The organism is Silvanigrella aquatica (assembly GCF_001907975.1).
Taxonomy (GTDB): Bacteria; Bdellovibrionota_B; Oligoflexia; order Silvanigrellales; family Silvanigrellaceae; genus Silvanigrella; species Silvanigrella aquatica.
The window spans coordinates 2,387,628-2,405,576 of sequence record NZ_CP017834.1 but is presented as its reverse complement, the minus strand read 5'-3'; the positions used below and the strand labels follow the sequence as shown (position 1 = coordinate 2,405,576).

Annotated in this window: 17 protein-coding genes; 6 read left to right on the top strand and 11 right to left on the bottom strand. The window is 35.3% G+C overall.

All coding sequences use genetic code 11. From position 1 onward, the window contains the following. The first annotated feature begins 4 nt into the window (after nt 1-4). Nucleotides 5-778 (top strand): ABC transporter ATP-binding protein, encoded by a 774-nt coding sequence (locus AXG55_RS10170; RefSeq protein WP_148698015.1) that lies wholly within the window; start codon nt 5-7, stop codon nt 776-778. A gap of 47 nt (nt 779-825) precedes the next feature. Next, entirely contained in the window at nt 826-2,322 is a 1,497-nt protein-coding gene (locus tag AXG55_RS10165; protein WP_148698014.1) for an MlaD family protein, read from the top strand. 4 nt (nt 2,323-2,326) lie between these two features. Here the strand turns inward: AXG55_RS10165 and blaOXA are convergent, their stop codons facing one another. The 4 genes from blaOXA to AXG55_RS10145 all read right to left on the bottom strand — a co-directional run bounded on the left by blaOXA (nt 2,327) and on the right by AXG55_RS10145 (nt 7,213). After that, nucleotides 2,327-3,112 (bottom strand): class D beta-lactamase, encoded by a 786-nt coding sequence (gene blaOXA, locus AXG55_RS10160; protein ID WP_148698013.1) that lies wholly within the window; start codon nt 3,110-3,112, stop codon nt 2,327-2,329. A gap of 128 nt (nt 3,113-3,240) precedes the next feature. Beyond that, nucleotides 3,241-4,545, bottom strand: a complete 1,305-nt coding sequence (locus tag AXG55_RS10155) for a vitamin K epoxide reductase family protein (protein ID WP_148698012.1) — start codon at nt 4,543-4,545, stop codon at nt 3,241-3,243. A 20-nt stretch (nt 4,546-4,565) separates the two neighbouring features. Continuing rightward, nucleotides 4,566-5,324, bottom strand: coding sequence for a deoxyribose-phosphate aldolase (gene deoC, locus AXG55_RS10150; RefSeq protein ID WP_148698011.1), 759 nt, complete (start codon nt 5,322-5,324; stop codon nt 4,566-4,568). After that, nucleotides 5,321-7,213 (bottom strand): hypothetical protein, encoded by a 1,893-nt coding sequence (locus AXG55_RS10145; protein ID WP_148698010.1) that lies wholly within the window; start codon nt 7,211-7,213, stop codon nt 5,321-5,323. Before AXG55_RS10145 ends, deoC begins: the two co-directional genes overlap by 4 nt. 128 nt (nt 7,214-7,341) lie before the next feature. Here AXG55_RS10145 and AXG55_RS10140 point away from each other — a divergent pair, with 128 nt between their 5' ends. Further along, nucleotides 7,342-7,665, top strand: coding sequence for a hypothetical protein (locus AXG55_RS10140; protein ID WP_148698009.1), 324 nt, complete (start codon nt 7,342-7,344; stop codon nt 7,663-7,665). A 48-nt stretch (nt 7,666-7,713) separates the two neighbouring features. Here AXG55_RS10140 and AXG55_RS10135 read toward each other — a convergent pair whose 3' ends face one another. Beyond that, nucleotides 7,714-8,556: an LpxL/LpxP family acyltransferase gene (locus AXG55_RS10135; RefSeq protein ID WP_233231144.1), complete on the bottom strand. Its 843-nt coding sequence runs from the start codon at nt 8,554-8,556 to the stop codon at nt 7,714-7,716. A gap of 221 nt (nt 8,557-8,777) precedes the next feature. On the opposite strand from AXG55_RS10135, the gene AXG55_RS10130 reads away from it, so the two are divergent. Further along, on the top strand, nt 8,778-9,119 hold the full coding sequence (locus AXG55_RS10130; protein WP_148698007.1) for a hypothetical protein: 342 nt from the start codon (nt 8,778-8,780) through the stop codon (nt 9,117-9,119). A 7-nt stretch (nt 9,120-9,126) separates the two neighbouring features. Here the strand turns inward: AXG55_RS10130 and AXG55_RS10125 are convergent, their stop codons facing one another. The 4 genes from AXG55_RS10125 to AXG55_RS10110 form a co-directional block, all read right to left on the bottom strand. After that, nucleotides 9,127-9,918: a fatty acid desaturase family protein gene (locus AXG55_RS10125; RefSeq protein WP_233231143.1), complete on the bottom strand. Its 792-nt coding sequence runs from the start codon at nt 9,916-9,918 to the stop codon at nt 9,127-9,129. A 228-nt stretch (nt 9,919-10,146) separates the two neighbouring features. Further along, nucleotides 10,147-11,562 (bottom strand): flagellar hook protein FlgE, encoded by a 1,416-nt coding sequence (locus tag AXG55_RS10120; protein WP_148698005.1) that lies wholly within the window; start codon nt 11,560-11,562, stop codon nt 10,147-10,149. Between the two features lie 30 nt (nt 11,563-11,592). Beyond that, on the bottom strand, nt 11,593-12,942 hold the full coding sequence (locus tag AXG55_RS10115; RefSeq protein WP_148698004.1) for a FlgD immunoglobulin-like domain containing protein: 1,350 nt from the start codon (nt 12,940-12,942) through the stop codon (nt 11,593-11,595). Between the two features lie 39 nt (nt 12,943-12,981). Further along, nucleotides 12,982-15,234, bottom strand: coding sequence for a flagellar hook-length control protein FliK (locus AXG55_RS10110; protein ID WP_148698003.1), 2,253 nt, complete (start codon nt 15,232-15,234; stop codon nt 12,982-12,984). A gap of 410 nt (nt 15,235-15,644) precedes the next feature. Between AXG55_RS10110 and rpsL the strand changes: the two genes are divergently transcribed. Both rpsL and rpsG read left to right on the top strand, forming a co-directional pair. After that, entirely contained in the window at nt 15,645-16,058 is a 414-nt protein-coding gene (gene rpsL, locus AXG55_RS10105; protein WP_148698002.1) for a 30S ribosomal protein S12, read from the top strand. 142 nt (nt 16,059-16,200) lie between these two features. Continuing rightward, entirely contained in the window at nt 16,201-16,674 is a 474-nt protein-coding gene (gene rpsG, locus AXG55_RS10100) for a 30S ribosomal protein S7 (protein WP_148698001.1), read from the top strand. Nucleotides 16,675-16,823: 149 nt separating this feature from the next. Here the strand turns inward: rpsG and AXG55_RS10095 are convergent, their stop codons facing one another. Beyond that, a complete protein-coding gene (locus tag AXG55_RS10095) occupies nt 16,824-17,150 on the bottom strand; it encodes a hypothetical protein (RefSeq protein WP_148698000.1) in 327 nt (108 codons plus the stop codon). Between the two features lie 279 nt (nt 17,151-17,429). Then, nucleotides 17,430-17,949: hypothetical protein (locus AXG55_RS14875; protein WP_233231142.1), on the bottom strand; the 520-nt coding region annotated here is incomplete at its 5' end.

Below are 17,949 nucleotides of genomic sequence, written 5' to 3'. Positions count from 1 at the left end.
AAAAATGTCTCATGATGATAGCATTATATCATTAATTAATGTAAAAAAATCTTTTGGAAATAATCATGTTTTAAATGGGTTAAATTTAGAAATTCCAAAACACAAGATTTCATTTATTATTGGACGAAGTGGTGAAGGAAAATCTGTTACTTTAAAGCATTTTATTGGAATATTAAAGCCCGACTCTGGTGAAATATGGATCGATGGCGTGCAAATGAAAAATGCTAAAGAAGATGAATGGATTGAAGTTCGTAAAAAAATAGGAATTCTTTTTCAAGATGGTGCTTTATTCGATAGCTTAACTATTTCTGAAAATGTTTCTTTTCCTATTCAAAATCATCTGAAATTATCTGCAATAGAAATTGAAAATGTAGTTTCCGAATTGCTCGAGTTGGTTGGTTTGCCTGGAATAGAAAATAAATATCCGCCAGAACTTTCCATTGGTGAACGTAAGAGAGTGGGCTTAGCGAGGGCTTTAGCTTTAAAACCTCAATTGTTACTTTACGATGAACCTACAACCAGTATGGATCCTCTTGTCTCCGATCTGATTGACAAGCTTATCTATAGCACACAAAAGAAAATGAGTGGTATAACCTCTGTTGTGGTGAGCCACGATATCACATCTGTAATGAGTATCGCTGAGTATATCTTCCTTTTGCATAAAGGGAAAATTTACTTTCAAGGAACACCAGAAGACTTTCGCTCTAGTAAAGACGATCTTGTAAAACAATTTCTTACCGGCGGCAGAAATGGTCCTTTGGAAGTTCCTATAGCTTAATTTAATATTTATTTATGCCATCTGTGGCAGGTAAGGGTTAAGTTTTCATGTCTTTGTCCTCGGAAGTAAAAGTTGGTTTGTTTGCAATTGTGGGAACCGTAGTTCTCACTACGACTGCTGTTGTGCTTGGGGGAAATCCCTTTTCATCTAAAAAACAACATTATTATACTGTTTTAAATAACGTGAAAGGGGTTGCAGAAAGAACCCAGGTGCGCGCTTCGGGCGTTCAGGTTGGTGAAGTCACCTCAGTTGAAATTTTACAAGATGGTGCGCGAATTAATTTTAGTGTGGATGGAGATCTCAAAATACCTAAAGGATCTTTTATTGAAATCCGATCTCGTGGAATTTTGGGTGATGTTTATATTGAAGTTGTTCGTAATTATCAGGGTGTAGGCTATATGAGTTCCGGTGATCTCATGCCACGAAATTCTGAGTCCAACGATATGGACTCCCTGATGGCTAGTTTAAATCAGATTGCTAATGATATTAAAAAAATTAGCGGTAACTTAGCTAACGTATTAGGAACCAAAGATGGTGAAAATTCCATTCGCAATATTGTGACAAATATTGAGGGTATGACAAGCGATCTGCGCGATATCACTTCCTCACAAAAAACAAATATTAAAGAGGCCATTAAAGGAATTCGCGATAGTGCTGTTCATATTTCTAATTTAATTGCACGAAACGACTCTAAAATTGATCAAATTATTTCTGATATGAAATCATTTACAACGGAATTAAGACAAATTTCAACTCCTGAAAACAGAGAGCGTATTGAAAATATTATTGCCAATGTAGATGAAGCCACAGCATCAATTAAAAGAATGGCTACTAAAATTGAAGGTGGTGAAGGTACTTTAGGGCAATTAATAGCAAAAGATGAAACTGCAGACGAAGTAAAAGCAACTTTAAAAAGTATTCAAGATGTCGTTAAACCTATTTCACAATTAAAATTAACTATAATGGATAGAGCAGAATATCGCCTTGAAAATGCAGAAACGGGAGATAAATTCGTCAATGAGTTTAATGTTACTTTAGCTACTCGTCCTGATCGTTATTATTTGCTTGGTATTACCAATGCTCCCTATGGAAGACAGGTAACAAATTCAACAACAACATCGACAACAAATGGAAATACGACAACGACAAATGTGCAGCAAAATACGCCTGAAAATCTTTCTAATTTACGCTTTAATTTGCAAATTGCACAGCGCTTTGGATTTGTAGGTTTACGTCTTGGTATGTTTGCCAACTCTGGAGGATTTGCTACAGATTTTTACGCATTTAACGATAAATTTGTAACAACTTTTGAATTTTCTCAGTTTGGTGGTGCTCCTACTCCTTCCGATACAATATATGGAACAAAAGGCGCGTTTAATATTAAAGCTTTTTCAAACGTATTTATCACGCCAAATTTCTTTGTTACGGGCGGTGTCGATGGACTTGTGTTATATAACAAGCCTTTCCCATTTGTAGGTGCCGGAATTTCTATTACTGACGATGATATTAAAAGCTTAGTGGGAGTAGCAGCTCTTGCAAAATAATAATTTAATTATTCTTTAAATAGTGTTCTAATTTTTCTTTAGCTTTTGCTTTTGAACGTAAACTTGCATAGGAGTCTTTTTTGTCGGAATCAACAATAAGGTGAACAAACATAATTTTACGATCTTTTTTTTCTATCCACCCTACAAACCAACCTACTTGACGCTCTGTCTTTTGAGTTTTATCTCTATTTAATACATTTCCATTTCCTGTTTTTCCATATAGTTTCCAGTCGTCTTTTAGTGCTTCATTAAATAAAATATTTTGAGTCATTTTATAAGATAAATCAATTACTTTTAATGATTTGTTATTTAATCCATATAGAAAATTAAGTTGTTGTTCTGGAGAAATTTCGAGGGAGCTTGATAGCCAGGCACGTTCGAGACCATTATCTTTATTTTTATCGCCAGAGAGATCTTTATTACCGTAATTAAAATCGTTCATATATTTTTTAAATTTGTCCATTCCCACTTTTTTTGTAATCAATTGAGAATACCAGACACAGCTATTTGCCATCCATAACTTTGGATCGTGTGGTTGTTTCCATTTATCGAGCCAATCGACATAACCTTCCTCGAAATTTAATTTGGGTTGGGTTTCCGATTTTAGAATTTTTTCATTATAACCAATTAAACTTATTGGTATTTTAAATGTGGATGCCGGGGTGTAAGCTGTCTCGCAATCACCCTCTTTAATAATATTTTTATTATTTTCACTTAATATAAAGCAGTCGGCATAAGAAACGGAATGAAAGCATGAAATTATGGCAAATAAGCTAAAGATTTTTTTCAAAGTAAGACCTCTTATTTTAATTTATTAAAAAATATAAAGCTCATATTAATATTAAATTATTATTAATATGGTGTAGAGTGTTAATTTAATTTTTTAAAGTTGTAAATAATTTCTTTTTTAAGAATTTTTTAATTCACTCTGCTAAGTGCTTGTTGAAAAGCTTGCATAAAAGCGTCTGGGGAATGAGGACCATCATATTGAATGCCATTGATAACAATGAGAGGTGTTCCCATAATCCCCATTTTATTTGCAAGGGCAGCATCGTCTTTAATTTTTGGCAATTCGGTGTCTAATTGCACACATTGTGCAAAAGATTCTGCATTCATACCTAAGGTAGTCACCTGTACTTTTAACCCTTCCATTGAAAATTTCTGTGCTCTTTCTGAGTCGCTCCAAGTTTGCCCTTCAAACGCCCAAGCTTTAAATTCCCAAAATTTACCTTGTTGTCCTGAACAGCGTGCGGCTTCGGCAAGGGAACAAGCGTAAGGATAGCCTCCTTCTCCAGGAATGTAGGGATTGCACTTGTTACTTAAAGGAAAAAAGCGGTAAACAAATAAAACTTTATCATGCCCGACAGTATCTTGTGCCTTAATAATCGCATCGGTAGCAATACGGCAGTGGGGGCATCCAAAATCTGAAAATACTTGAATGATGACTTTTGCATTGTCATCGCCTCTACGGTAATCCTCACCATTGCCCACAAAGTTTGTTTTATTAAAAGTTAACATAGCACTTTCTGGGGGGTGTGCTGGTGTTAAGTTTGAGGGATCGGGATTGTTTGAGTTGGTTGTATTATTGCTCGCATTGCTTTGATTCGCTGGGGTTTCTTTGATGAAGTAATGAGCAAAAAGAGGAGAAATAAGACCAATGGCAAGTGGCGGTATGCCAAGGCATAAGGAAACAGCCATAAGCCTTAAAAAGGAATCATTTTTAGGAAGGTTGGGTTCATTTTTCGATTTAAAAAACTGGACTATTTTTTGAATAGTATACAAAGTAACAATTCCATGAATAATAGAACAAGTTGGGCAAATCATTTTTAAAATATTATAAGAAATATAAATGAGTATTCCAACAACAACAAAACCTACGAGAGCAATAATCATTTCCCAAAAGGCAAGCCATTTTCTGCTTACTTTTGCCAATTTAGGCATGAATGAAGCAGATAAAATTATGGCAAAATATGTCATTCCATATGCACCTAAAGGAATGGCGGCAAAGGAACCGTAAGAGCTTCCAATCACATTGGAACAATTTACTGTTGAATTGAAATCACAGATTTGAGCCCCGCCTTTTGTGCTGAGTTGCAAATGGATAGCGAGTGCATATAATGAGACAAAAAAACCAGCAATACCAAGAATAATTGTTAAAATATTAAGATTGTTTAAATAAGATTCTGAATTTGCATTATGGTTCAATTCGGTATTATTTTCCATAGAGAATTCCTATAAAAAAATTAGTAAGATGAAAGATTTTCTTTTTCGTTAATAATGGCTAATCCGCCACTGGTTCCTAATCGGGTTGCTCCTGCTTGGACAAAAGAAACAGCGTCTTGGTAACATCGAATGCCTCCACTTGCCTTGATACCTACGTAGTAACCTGTTTCATTTTGGTATTTAGACAGTGCGTTTTTAATAACTTCAATGTCATTTAAGGAGGCTCCCCGAGTTGAAAATCCCGTCGATGTTTTTACCACATGAACTCCAGAAAGGGCAGCTAAAAAAGAACATTTATAAATTTCTTCATCGGAGAGTAGGGCTGTTTCCAATATTACTTTTATAAGTTTATCTTTTGCGACAGAAACAATGGTTTTATATTCTTTTTCTAATTCACTAAAATTACTATTTTTAACCAAAGTGACATTTTGAACAAAATCAATTTCATCGGCGCCGTTTTGGATTAAGTTTTCAATCTCAAATATTTTTGTATCGAGGCTGCAATATCCGAGAGGAAAAGCAGCAACACTACATATTTTTACATTAGAATTCTGCAGGATTTTTTTTGCTAAACCGACATAGTTTGGTGGAACGCAGACGGCTCTAAAGGAATTTTGTAAAGCTTCTTGACAGAGTTCAATAATCTGTGAATCCGTAGAACTTTGTTTTAAAAGAGTAGAATCAATTAATGAGGAATATAAAGAAGCGCTTTTTTTATTTAAAATATCGAAGCGATTTAAGTAATCTTGTTCAAGTGATTTATGACGAAATATAATCATTTATTTGCCTCCACATGACATATCCCATCGCCTACGGTATCTATGCAATAATCCCGTGTCATGGCAAATGGGAGAGTGTTGTTTGTTCCCGTTAAAAAATTAGAAAGAAAATCTTCTCCCCAAGCAACCCACCTTACCGTAAAAGCATTTGATTCCGATAAATTTTCTTCAAATGTTTTAGAAAAAGGTTTTGAAATATCGCCACGGTCGAGAATCCAGCGACGATGAATTTTACCATTAATATACATTTCGACAACATTAGTAGAATTCCATGCCGGAATTGAAATTCTCAGGCGAAAACGTTGTTGTACATAACTCGATAACAGCCCTTCATTTTGCGGCAGGGTCATGGGTTCGAACAAATAAAATAAAGCCCCATTTGTTGCTTGAATATTAGACAAATTTAAAAAGTTTAATGAGGGGACTAAATTAATTATTTTTGTATAACTTGAAAAAGGAACAGAGTATTTTGCAACGTTTTCTTCACCTGCCCCGCCTAAGGGAACGCCTAAATAATAATTATTTTCAAGATTATTTCTGAGTAGAGTGATATATGTAGAATTTATTTTTCCACTTACACCTAAATAAAGTTCAGATAAACTTCCTTTTTTTATTTCAGATGCAGCTTTTGCAGAATAAGTAAATGGTAAATATTTTACTTCTTTTGATTTTTGATTTTGATACACAATTGAAAATTGTTTTTTTATATTAGTGTCATCTTCTTTCTTATAAAAATTATCTAGATTTTCAAATGAGGGAGCTGCTAAAAAATAATTTGATGAAGCAAAAAGCCAATTTTGAAATTCTTTTCCTTCTATAAATGTGAATGGAAAAAAAGTTGAATCTAGATAATAATTTTTTGATTCGTCTTCAAATTCATACTCATCTTTAATTAATTGAGGACAAGTTAATTCATAAATTTCAAATTCTTTAATTGTGGCGCTTTTTAAACAAATTAATTTGTTTTTTCTAAAAATAGCAAATTTGTATGACGATGGTTCTAAAGTGATTTCAAAAGGATTTTTTCCAATTAATATAGAAGATTTTAAATATTCATCAACACCCAAGCTTTTTGTTGTAAAATTCCCTTGTTCATAAAGATCATCTTTAATTTTAGAAGGAATTAAAAAACGTCCTTCATTATAATTTTCTACTATTGAGGAAATACCATGTTCTGAAATATTTCTTCCAATGCGTAAGGTATCTCCTTCAATGATTCCATTTTGAGGCGTGGGATCTATTTTTATAAAAACATTTTCAGGAAAGGGAACTTTAATATTGGGTATGTTGTCTTCAACTTTCATTTCTTTTCGATATTGTCCATATCCTGTGGAAATATGATAAGATAAAAGTGAAATAAAACAGCTAGCAAAACCGTAAGGGTTTAATTTTACTATAGCAAAGGGTTTGTGATCTTTGGGGCTTAATAAAAAGAAGAGTTCATTGGCGTCCTGCTCTGGATTGATGCGATCGGAAGTAAAATGAATGAGTTTTAACGAACCTTTGGGCAGTTCTTCGAGATTGTTGTCGTCTAAAATGCGACAATTGCCAGGTTCAGGTGGCAAGATAGGGTTGTTGAGTCCGTTCCAATAGCCAATTAAAAGATCGGATTCTCGCATGTTAAACCATGGCTCTATGGGTAAAACCATAGGCGCCCAAACAAGACCATTTGTTACATATGGGTTTAAATCTATATAGTTATACGAAAGAAATGGTGAATTACTGGACTTTGATGAAAAAGACTGCGAAAACTCCTCAAAAAACTGGTGATGTACGTTTTTAGATTGGACGCATCCTGCAAAGAAGCAGAAAAAAAATAAAAATATCATGGACGTTTTGGCTAAACTACGGTATTGTATGCGTTTTTTTGGGGATAAAGAATGTATCATAATTGTTATTGATCCAGATCAAAGAATATTTGTATAAACTCCATTAACTTCTGAACTTCTGAAGGGGTTTCCCCCCAAGATCCCATCTTATAAGTATAAGAATACCTAAACACATATATGAGGTGATTATGTTTAAGCGCAACCTTCGTGCCCTATTTCTTTCAAGTGAGCCAGAAATCGTGTCAACGAAAGAATCTACCAATAACCAAGTGTCTGAGTTAGCTAATGGGGAAAGGTTTGAAAACGGTCTTCGCGTCAAAACACTACCTCCCAGTGTGATTAAGGATATTGAGCAAAAAAACATCGCAAGACGCCTTGCGGGACTTTCTCCTATCCATGTTCGTGTTCGTCGCTGTTTAACTTGCGGTTCTATGTTTGAATCTGCAGGAAACCGCACTTGTGGCTGTTCTAGCCGTACTGCCGGAACTATTGCAGGACGCGAAATCATTTAATAATTACCTTAAAACTGGTAAGTTAACAACTTACCAGTTTTTTTATGACTATATTAATTTAGAATTGCCGGCAGGATCTCGAGACCATTTTTTATAATCCCAACTCCATTGCTCGGGGTGTTTGCGAATTTGATGTTCAATCCAATTTACAAAAAATGACATTTCTAAGCTGACATCTTTTTCGCGTTCTTTAATACTATTTTTATGATATAATTCTGCTTCTGATAAGGCCATAGTTGATAGATAATGAGGTGCATGAGGTAATTCTATTTCATTTTTCAGATGAGGATTTTTACCGCATTGCATATTTAACTTAACAATACCTGGTAAAATACGATAAGCAGCCGCATAAACCACAATCAAATTTTGATTCATGCACATTCTAAGTCCCGATACGGGAAAAGCCGCGTATTCTCCAAAAAAACGTATAAATAGTCCTCCGCTTTTAGGTTTTTGATCGACAAGCATGCAAAAGGATGCTTTTTTTTGAACGATGACCTCTTCCATTTTAGAAAATAGACTTTTTGTTGTCCAAATCACGCCCATGCCTGGTCGGACCCGGTACCAGGAAAGAAGCTTATTGATAAAGTTCAGTTTGGAGGGTTGTGCCAAGGCGTAAACCTGAGTGTGCTTGCCTTTGCGATATTCTTCCATAACAGGAATAGAGTACATTTCCACATTGGCCATATGCGATAAAATATAGACAATACCTTTGTTGTGCGAGTCAGGGTATTTTTCGCGAATTCCCTGCAAAAGTTGTTCGTAGTTGAATCCTTTTTCATGTAAACAAATATTTAGATGAAATATTTCAAAGAAAAAAGCTTCAAAAAAATAGAAAACATACCCTAAATAAACTAAAGAAATTAAAAAATGGGCTTTGATTCCTCTCATTCCCAAGCGTTGCTTGAGGTTTTCCTTTGCCACTTTAGTGGGAAAAATAGGGCAAAAGGATAGAAAAAGACAACAAACATACAAAACGAAATAAATTGGAAATAAAAAAAAGTTTAACAATAAGAGGATAATAAGTTTAAATATTTTCATATTTTTTAAGCCTTTAACAAATTATGCCGACGGAACCATGGGTAAATTGTGCCCACTCAAGGGGGAGATCATTGGTTCTACCAGTCTACGATCGTACGCCTTACATTGTTGAATACTATAAAGACGGAGAGAAACAAACTATCCGTCGGGTGCCTCCGCCTAAATTGCACGACATGGAAGAAGGGGATGATGTCACAATTGCAAGGAAAAAAGGTGATGATTGGGACTCTGGAGATAAAGTAGAAATTAAGGGTATAAATCAGAGACAACCCAATACGCTAACTATAAAAAAAGAAAATGGTGATTATACTTTTTTACCTTATGACGATGTGGAATTAAAAGAAAAATCAGCAGCACATTATATTCGTGAAGGTCGCGATCCCATAGGAAGCCAATATTTATTGTGGCCTTAATATGAATTTAAAAAATACAATGCCTTCTTTTTTTATAATTATCATTTTCCTCTAATAAGTGTTCATGTTTTTTATAAAGAAAATTGCTCGGTAAGCGTGGGTATAAATGATGTACTAAGTGAAAACAATCGCTGCGCGGAAAAAAAATCCAATTGAGTAAGGGAATAGAAAAATAATGATTTCGTGTTTTAAATTCATCATCTTTTCTAAAATAAAGTCCACCATGATCGAGAAAATCGGACATTAATTTCATCATTTGATATGTTGTTAAAAAAGGGATTATGATAAATAGAAATATAAGTTGGAATCCAAATAAGTAACATAAACAAATAAATGCAGAAAGATATATCGTATAAAAAATGAGAGATTTTAATGATTTTATTTTTAATTTAATAGAGGATATAAATAAGAAATACCAATTTTTAGGTGAAAAAATGATTTTTAAAAATCGGGATATTTTAAATGGGTTTTTATCACAAATTCCCAGTTTATGTCTTATTTTAAAATCTTCGTCGTATAAAATGTTTCCAAGATAACGATGATGTGAAAAATGTTCTTTTTGATAGGTATGAAAACAATTCAGTTCCAGTGTACAGAGTGTTTTTCCCAAAAAGGTATTTAACTTTTTACCAGGAACAAAGGTATAGTGACAGCATTCATGAATAATGTTACCCAGCGCTCTCATGCGCGTTCCATTAAAAAATATAAAAAAAGTCGTTATTATAATGTTTAATAATGTATTTTTTAATGAAATGTAATGAAATAATAAAATGGGAGAAAAAATGAAACATAGATGCATAAAAATGATGAGTATCCCTTTTATGGGATTGGAACAAGCAAAATTGAGCTTCTTTTGAAACAGGTTTTTACTTTGTGAGAATTGATTCATGACAACACTGCTATAAAAATACGTAATATCAATATCTTACCATTAATTTCAGTAAGACAATACATGCTACATTTAGCAGCTTAAATGAGAAATGCAATCTATTCAGGATTTATTAGGTGGAGGGGGTTCTGCTAACTATTAACGTTTTAAGTTAATAATTTCTTCAAGCATGGTGTCGGTCGTTGTGACGGCTTTGGAGTTTGCCTGGAAACCACGCTGGGTTAAAATCATATCCACAAATTGCTGCGCCAGGTCGACGTTGGATTCCTCAAGGCTGGCGGAGTAAATACTTCCGCGGGACATGGTTTGGGGCAAACCAATCCGGGCTTCACCTGCTTTAGGTGTGGCAATGTAATTGTTACGACCAATCTTTTGTAAGCCGTGGTTATTTTGAAAGGCAGCTAAGGCAACCGCTCCGAGGCGGCGTTCTAGGCCATTTGTATATGTTCCTCGGATCATGCCATCGAGGTCAATTTTAATCGTTTTTAAATAGCCCGCTTCGTAGCCATCTTGCGAGTGGAAAGCCACTCCTGACTTTGCTGCTAAGCTTGTAGATCCTTGCGTACCGATGACAAAATCTTCATCAATTGTAGGTCCTAAGTTAAATTGAATAAGTTGAGGTCTGGCACCGTTGGTAAATTCAACCTGAGCGGCGTCGGTCTTTTCAATAATATCAATTTGAATAGGAATACCCGCTTTGGTTTTAAAGGGAAGAATGGGTTTGCCATCTTCATCAAATTCAACGGAGCCTTCCTTAATAACCGTAGGAAGGAGCTTTCCTTTGGCATCTCTTTGGGGAGTGACTTCTTCCATACCGTCTTTATTGCCGACTCTTCTGACTTCCCCACCATCCACAGTAGCATACCATTTCCAGAGATTTCTATTTTCACCTTCTTCATTTTTTTGTCTTACATAATAAATAACCGCTTGCCTTCCATTACCGAAATTATCGTAAATTGTGACGGCACTGGCAAAGTTTGAGGTGTCTGCAGGGCGTGACAAATCGAAGGTGTCTACGGGTGGTTTATCACGTACATCCAGGTTTGTTACGACATTCACAATGTTTGTGGGTCTAGGTGGAATGATATTGGAAAGAATTTGTAAGTCCGTCATTTTAACGGAAAGGCGGTTGTTGCTATCGGGGTCGGGCATGTAACCTTGAACGCGGGCGCCTGAAGGATCTGTTAACTTACCGTCTTTATCAAAGCGAAAGCTTCCCTGTCTCGTATAAAATAAACCGTTAGATTCTTTTACTTCTGCTGTATCGCTTTTAATGATAAAAAATCCGTCACCTTGAACGCTTAAATCGGTAATTTGTCCCGTATTTGTAACGGCGCCTTGATTATATAGTGTTGTAATATTTCTTAAGCGGGCACCACGTCCTAGTTGTGAATTTTCATTTAAAGAAACGGCGAGCATATCCTCGAACTCAGCTCTGTCTGTTTTAAAGGAACGGGTGTTTGCGTTGGCAATATTGTTGGCAACAACGGACATACCATCAGCGTTTGTTCCTAAACCTGTTACCGCACTAAATAAGGCATAATTTATTGGCATGATACTATTCCTTTCATAAGGTAACTAAACTTAATTCGCCCTGCCACTGATTCCCGCTACTGCGGGAGCGCCACCGTATTTAGGAGCGGCTTTAAATTCATCTAAACTAGACTGCGGTTTAGGTGTTGAATTCATAACTGTTTTTGCTGGGGGAGATCGTGTTTCTTCTGTTACATTAGCGCTTGCTCCTGGTTTTTGTTCCCAAGGAGGTGTTGAGCTAAAAATAGGACGTGCTTCCGCTAAGGGTTTTGTATTGTTTAAGGGAGCCCTTTCATAAGGTGATTTTGCCGTATTTGCATCTGAATTTTGTGGAGAACTTGAATTTGGATTGTTACTACCTAAATTCATAGGAGCATTGTTCATCCCTTGATTTGCGGGCGGATTATTGGGATCGTTTGGATTTAATTGTTTTTGGGCGCCGGGGTCTTTATTTTGTGGCTGCCCTACTTGTGCTCCATTTTGCGCATAGGCTGCTAATTGCGATTTATTCGCTTTATTTGCATCTGCCACTTCAGGATTTCGGATGGCAATTATTTTGGAAGGATCGGCGGCGCCCACGGTTGTATCTAACTTGCCACCTGAAAAAATATCAGAAATGCCTTCCACCTTAGCCATGAATGAAGTTTTTGCTGTCATGGGTTTACCGTCTTCCGTTGATGATAATACGCTAAATGTGTAGTCACCGCCTGGTAATTTGTTACCTTTATCATTTGTGCCATCCCATGTTACTTTATTTGTGCCAATTTGTACGGCACCCATATGAATGCTCTTCACAACTTTTAAATGCTCATCGCGAATTTCAACGATGGCATTAGAAGCTGCTGAAGGGAGTTCAAACTTCATTGTATTTGCGGTGCCGTCTGGAGAAAGTCTGACGTTGTTACCTTGTATTTCAATATCTTTTCCTAAATATTGAGTGAGTTTTTCAGCCTTAGCTTCATTTTGCATTTTTTTCATATCAGCTAATACTTTATTCACACCCATAAGTTGTTCAACGGTATTAAATTGAGCCATTTGTGAGGCCATTTCGTAGTGTTCCATGGGCTTACTAGGGTCTTGATACTTTAATTGAGTTACAAGTAAATTCAAATAATCATCTCTTTCCATTTTGTTTTTCGGTGTATTTAATTTCTTTCCTGTTACTTTTTCCAGCTGTTGACGGAATTCTCTATCATTTTTTGTTTCACCGAGACGGAAATCACCACCGGCTTCATTTTTTTCTTTTTCAATTTCTGCCTGACGTGCTTGATTCGATGAGGAAATCATATCATCAAAATTAATAGCCTCATCGCCTTTTTCCATTTTGAGTCCCGCACTTTTCGGTGGCTCTAAAGGTTGTTCCGGTATTTTTGCAAGACCTCTTGCTGCTCCAATATCCATAGCTCACTCCACTATTAAATAATAATAAAAATACCATGATTAAACTAAAACTTTAATAGATCCATTTGCACCGCGTTGAATATTTGTTATGGAATTTTTTTCCACATTTTTAAAAGATACGTTTTTATTAACGTAATCTTGAATATGATTTCTATTAAATGAAAAATCGGACTCAGGATTTTTAAAAAAAGAATTGCTTCCATTGCTAAAACTATTCTGTAAAAAACTTTGATTTAAAGCCTGTTGAGGATTATCAGGATTATTCAGATTTCCATTTTGACCATTATGTTGGGATTGATGTTGTGAAAAACCTTGCCCTGCCGCACTTCCCATGTTTGTTTGAATTGATTTTTCAATGGTGGAAACTTTAAAATCAGTGAGTGATATATTTTGATTGTCCAATGATTTTCTTAAAGTATCAGAATTTTTTTCTAGGATATTTTTTAAATCCTTATCCGAAGCCTTAATTTCCATGCTGACGGTATTGTCTTTTTTCATATGAATACTTAATTCAAGACTGCCTACTTTATCGTCTTGTATTTGAATTTTTGCTGTACCACCGCCACGTGCTTGTAATTGATTAGAGAGATCGACTGCTCTGCGTGTTGCTGTCGATATAATGGTATTTGAAAAATCGGCATTGCTTTTATCTGAAACCACAATAGGAGATGAAGAATGAGGTGTGATGCCTTTTTCAAAAGAGATCCCTTTATTTTCTAATGATAATTTTTCACCCAGTTCTTTTTTGGGTGTATCTTTATTATTATCAGAGTCGGACATAAAGGAATAAGGAGAATCCTCTCTATTCTCTTTGTTATTTAAACCTTCGAACTTTACTTTCTCAAAATTGGTACGAATGAAATCTGTCTTTGATAAGTCAAGTCCTTTTTTATCTTTATCCACATTCTCAAAATTGATATTTCCAAATCCTTGTTGCATTTTCGCTTTTAATAAATCTTCCATTGCTTTTAATGCATTTGGATTAATATCAATATTTTTACCTTTAAAATTGATATTATTAAAATTACCGTTGCTAAAAAAATCTTTATTTTCAAAATCCTTAGCATTAAAAAAATATTTGTGCGGTTCATCAAAAATTGATTTTGGAGCATTTGAAAATGCGGGTTTAAAGTTTTTTCCATTCCATTGTTGATCATCGCCTAAAAAATCATCTTCATTTTGATTTTTTAATATACGGTTAAATAAATTATCGATATTATTTTTTAAATCTGTTAAAGTCATCATTTTTGAAAATTTTGGTTTGTCTTCTTGATATCCTATAAGGAGGGGTTTTCCTTGTTTTCCTAAGTCAAAATTGTTTGGTAAAGCATCATTATCGGTATCTTTAGATAAAATACCAATTAATAATTGCTTATCTCCCTCAGGTAGGCTTTCTTTCTTAAATAAGTAATAATCTGTTTTTATGCTATTGTCCTGCTCTAAGTGTGAAACGGGATACCCAAAAAAGTTCTCACCAAAATCAATAATTTCTTGTTTCGGATTCCCTTTTTCTAATAAGTTGATGTTATTTAAATTTATTTTATTGTCTAACTTTGCGTTATTCATTTTTACATCAGGAATCGCATTCTGTATTTCTACATTCATTTTTGAAAAGGGTAAAAATATATTTTTATTATTATCAAGAGGCGCTATAGAAACCAAATCACCCTTTTGCAAATCTTTCAATGCAATAGGAGTTGGTTGAACGCTCATTTTATCAAAGGCTGTGAATTTATTATCCGTGATATTGGGATTTTGAATCACTTTCAAATCCACGGCATCAAATTTCATTAAGTTATTTAAAGGTTGCGCGTTTTTATCGATAAGTGTTGGCTGTTCCTCTTTTGAAATATTCATATTTTCTGGATAAATAGGATAAAATTTATAATCTCCTATGGAAAAGTTTTCCACGGGTTTTAAATCTATTGCTACTTTATTTTCGGTATTAAAACTTGCTTTAGGTTGCTGCCATGCAAATGAGGTATTGTCTTCCTTATTCATTTGTAGAGAGCTTTGAAACGGAAATGTGGGTGTTAACACAGAATTTATTAGATTGTTTAAATCGTCCGCTTTTTTATTATCACTTTTTTTGAAAAGCAAAGGTGCGGGATCCTCGCCGCCTTCATCGTCCATGCTATATTTTGCAAATAAGTCATCGATGAAATTTGCAAAATTAACATTATTATTGTTCCCTTTTTTGGGTTCTTGTTGTTCAAGGTTATTTTCTTTTTGAGGAGGAGTTGCTACTGCTCCTATAGAAAATAGACCCGAATTTGAGGTTTGCATTGCCATTGTAGCCCCCGTAACAGGAAACAGAGTTTTGTTTCTTTAAAGCTAAGGTAACTGATATAGAAATAAAACTTGAGTCCACAACTTGCCCCATAAAAGAGCTCTGGCTTGGGAAGTAGGGGGTGCGGATGTCATTGGGGCGCCCTGCAAAGGAAGGATGAGCAAATTCTTTTAGGGGGATTTTTATTTAATAATATTAATATATTATAATAATTTAAGCGTTTTTAGCTGCCAAAAGTGCCTGCGCGATTTCCTGCAACAGATGCGCTTTTTCCCTAGAAAAAAGAGTTGACTTTGACGGGAAGCTTTTCTATTGTTTGCCCCTATTGCCTAAGGCAACTTTATGCACACTATTTATGCCAAAGAACCGTGTGCAAAGAAAACAAAAGGCTACATACAAGGAAAGGTTTCGTATGCCAACCATTAACCAGCTTGTCGCAAGCGGCCGTAAGCCAAACCCTTACCGCAGCAAATCTCCTGCACTTAAAGAGTGCCCACAACGTCGTGGCGTTTGTACACGCGTTTACACAACAACACCAAAAAAACCAAACTCTGCTATTCGTAAGGTAGCAAAGGTTCGTTTAACGACTGGTATTGAAGTGATTTCCTATATCCCAGGTGAAGGCCATAACTTACAAGAGCACTCCGTTGTTCTCGTTCGTGGCGGTCGTGTAAAAGACTTACCTGGTGTGCGTTACCACATTGTTCGTGGCGCACTTGACACCACAGGCGTTGCAAAACGTCGCCAATCCCGTTCTCTTTATGGCGCAAAACGTCCTAAGGGAGGCGCTGCGGCTGCTGAACCTGCTAAAAAAGGCAAGAAGTAAGCTTTCGCTGAGGTGAGATTTGTTGCTCCCTGCCTGCAATATGGTGAACACATCAAACAGAAATAAAGTTAAAAGCTTTGTTTTTGAGTAAAGGTTTCACAGAAACTTTGAAGTTTCTCTTATTTTTAAAGGAATTTAATTTATGGCACGCAGACGTCGCCCGGTAAAACGCGAAGTATTAGCAGATCCCGTCTTTGGTGACGTATTAGTCACTAAGTTCATCAACTGTATGATGGAAGATGGAAAAAAAAGCGCAGCAGAAAAAATATTCTACGGCGCCATTGAAATTGTAACTCAAAAAGCTCAAGGTGAAGAAGCTATTGTTGTCTTCAAACGCGCTCTTGAAAACCTCAAACCACAAGTTGAAGTTCGCACACGCCGCGTTGGTGGTTCTAACTACCAAATCCCTGTAGAAGTTCGTCCTGAGCGCAGGCAAGCTCTTGCTCTTCGTTGGCTCATTTCCTACTCTCGCTTACGCAATGAAAAATCCATGCGCGATAAGCTTGCTGCCGAAATCCTCGATGCGGCAAACCGCCGTGGTGCTGCTATTAAGAAACGTGAAGACGTTCATAAAATGGCAGAAGCAAACAAAGCATTTGCACACTACCGCTTCTAATTTTAACTCCCTGCACCCAGTTTGTTTTCTTAAATATAAGTTCTTTGGCAAAAAAAGGCTCCGCGAAAGCGGAGTTTTTTTTGTGGGAGAATTAAAATTGGTGAGGATTTTTTCAGACTATCATTGCACCCCAGAGGTACTGCCCTGCACTATCCCCACCAAACTTGATACCGACATACACTAGGGTGGTTCCAGCAACCTAGAATGATTGAAGTGCATAAACCAACTCCCTCGGGACTTGCGCCTGCTGGGTTATTTAGTGTTGCTATGCACGCGGCTTCAATTTCATATATTTGCTTAGGTATACAATTACCTGATACTGGGCTACGAGTAGCACATCTTTTAGATCGTCGATTGTTATGAGAATCTTCCTGACCATTATTTTCTATTGAAGATATTTCAATATTCAAATTTTGATTATTTGCAAAAACCGATGTTGCAAAAAACATTGACAAAATTGAAATTACAATTTTCATAGAATTATCCTATAATAGTTATTGAGTTATTTTATAGATTTCCATTAATTGGTTGAGTTATTTTTTATTTAAAAAAGCATTTTTCATGCTAATTCTTTAGCATGAAAAAAATATAATAGAATAAAAATTCAAATAGAATAAATCTAAAAAATATATTTAATAAATCAATTGATCTAAAATTTCCTTTTAAAATAAGAATAATAAATTTAAATAAAAGAAAATTAAAAATTGTTTGAAGAATTAAGTAGGAGATATATTCTAAAATTTTCATTTCTTATATTACTGCTGAAAATCAGATTCACCATGTGCTTCTTGAAGGTATGAACCACCACCAGTTCTTGAAATACCCCCCCCCCGCACTAGATAATCTTGACGATGTTGATTGATTTTTTGAAGCATATTTCCAATATTATTATTAAAATCATTAAACTGACTCCCAACCCAAGCTCCAACCATACTTCCTCCAACCCACTTAAGCGTTTCCCTATAAGGCGAAGCATTTCTTTTTTCTCTTTGTTTTACAAATTCACCATTATTATAAGCATAATTTGCGTTTTCAAACTGAGCGGGTAAGAAAAACTTACATTCATTGCTTGGTAAGCAAATTGAAGTAACAAAGCGGACTTCATTATTGCTTCTGTTTGTAACTTCAATTGTTACTTTAGAAGTATTATTATTTGGATTGACTTGACCACTAAAAATAACATCACTTATTACTGTATTATTTTGTATAATTTCAGATTTACAGCCTAATACCCCACACGTTGTAGGTGTTAAAGTGGCATTGTTTTTATACTCA

Excerpts from the sequence above, each read along its gene's own strand:
- AXG55_RS10115 (WP_148698004.1), bottom strand. The coding sequence starts at position 12,942 with ATGGATATTGGAGCAGCAAGAGGTCTTGCAAAAATACCGGAACAACCT.
- AXG55_RS10145 (WP_148698010.1), bottom strand. The coding sequence starts at position 7,213 with ATGATACATTCTTTATCCCCAAAAAAACGCATACAATACCGTAGTTTA.
- rpsG (WP_148698001.1), top strand. The coding sequence starts at position 16,201 with ATGGCACGCAGACGTCGCCCGGTAAAACGCGAAGTATTAGCAGATCCC.
- AXG55_RS10120 (WP_148698005.1), bottom strand. The coding sequence starts at position 11,562 with ATGCCAATAAATTATGCCTTATTTAGTGCGGTAACAGGTTTAGGAACA.
- AXG55_RS10125 (WP_233231143.1), bottom strand. The coding sequence starts at position 9,918 with ATGCATCTATGTTTCATTTTTTCTCCCATTTTATTATTTCATTACATT.
- deoC (WP_148698011.1), bottom strand. The coding sequence starts at position 5,324 with ATGATTATATTTCGTCATAAATCACTTGAACAAGATTACTTAAATCGC.
- rpsL (WP_148698002.1), top strand. The coding sequence starts at position 15,645 with ATGCCAACCATTAACCAGCTTGTCGCAAGCGGCCGTAAGCCAAACCCT.
- AXG55_RS10165 (WP_148698014.1), top strand. The coding sequence starts at position 826 with ATGTCTTTGTCCTCGGAAGTAAAAGTTGGTTTGTTTGCAATTGTGGGA.
- AXG55_RS10110 (WP_148698003.1), bottom strand. The coding sequence starts at position 15,234 with ATGGCAATGCAAACCTCAAATTCGGGTCTATTTTCTATAGGAGCAGTA.
- AXG55_RS10170 (WP_148698015.1), top strand. The coding sequence starts at position 5 with ATGTCTCATGATGATAGCATTATATCATTAATTAATGTAAAAAAATCT.
- AXG55_RS10135 (WP_233231144.1), bottom strand. The coding sequence starts at position 8,556 with ATGAGAGGAATCAAAGCCCATTTTTTAATTTCTTTAGTTTATTTAGGG.
- AXG55_RS10155 (WP_148698012.1), bottom strand. The coding sequence starts at position 4,545 with ATGGAAAATAATACCGAATTGAACCATAATGCAAATTCAGAATCTTAT.
- AXG55_RS10140 (WP_148698009.1), top strand. The coding sequence starts at position 7,342 with ATGTTTAAGCGCAACCTTCGTGCCCTATTTCTTTCAAGTGAGCCAGAA.
- AXG55_RS10095 (WP_148698000.1), bottom strand. The coding sequence starts at position 17,150 with ATGAAAATTGTAATTTCAATTTTGTCAATGTTTTTTGCAACATCGGTT.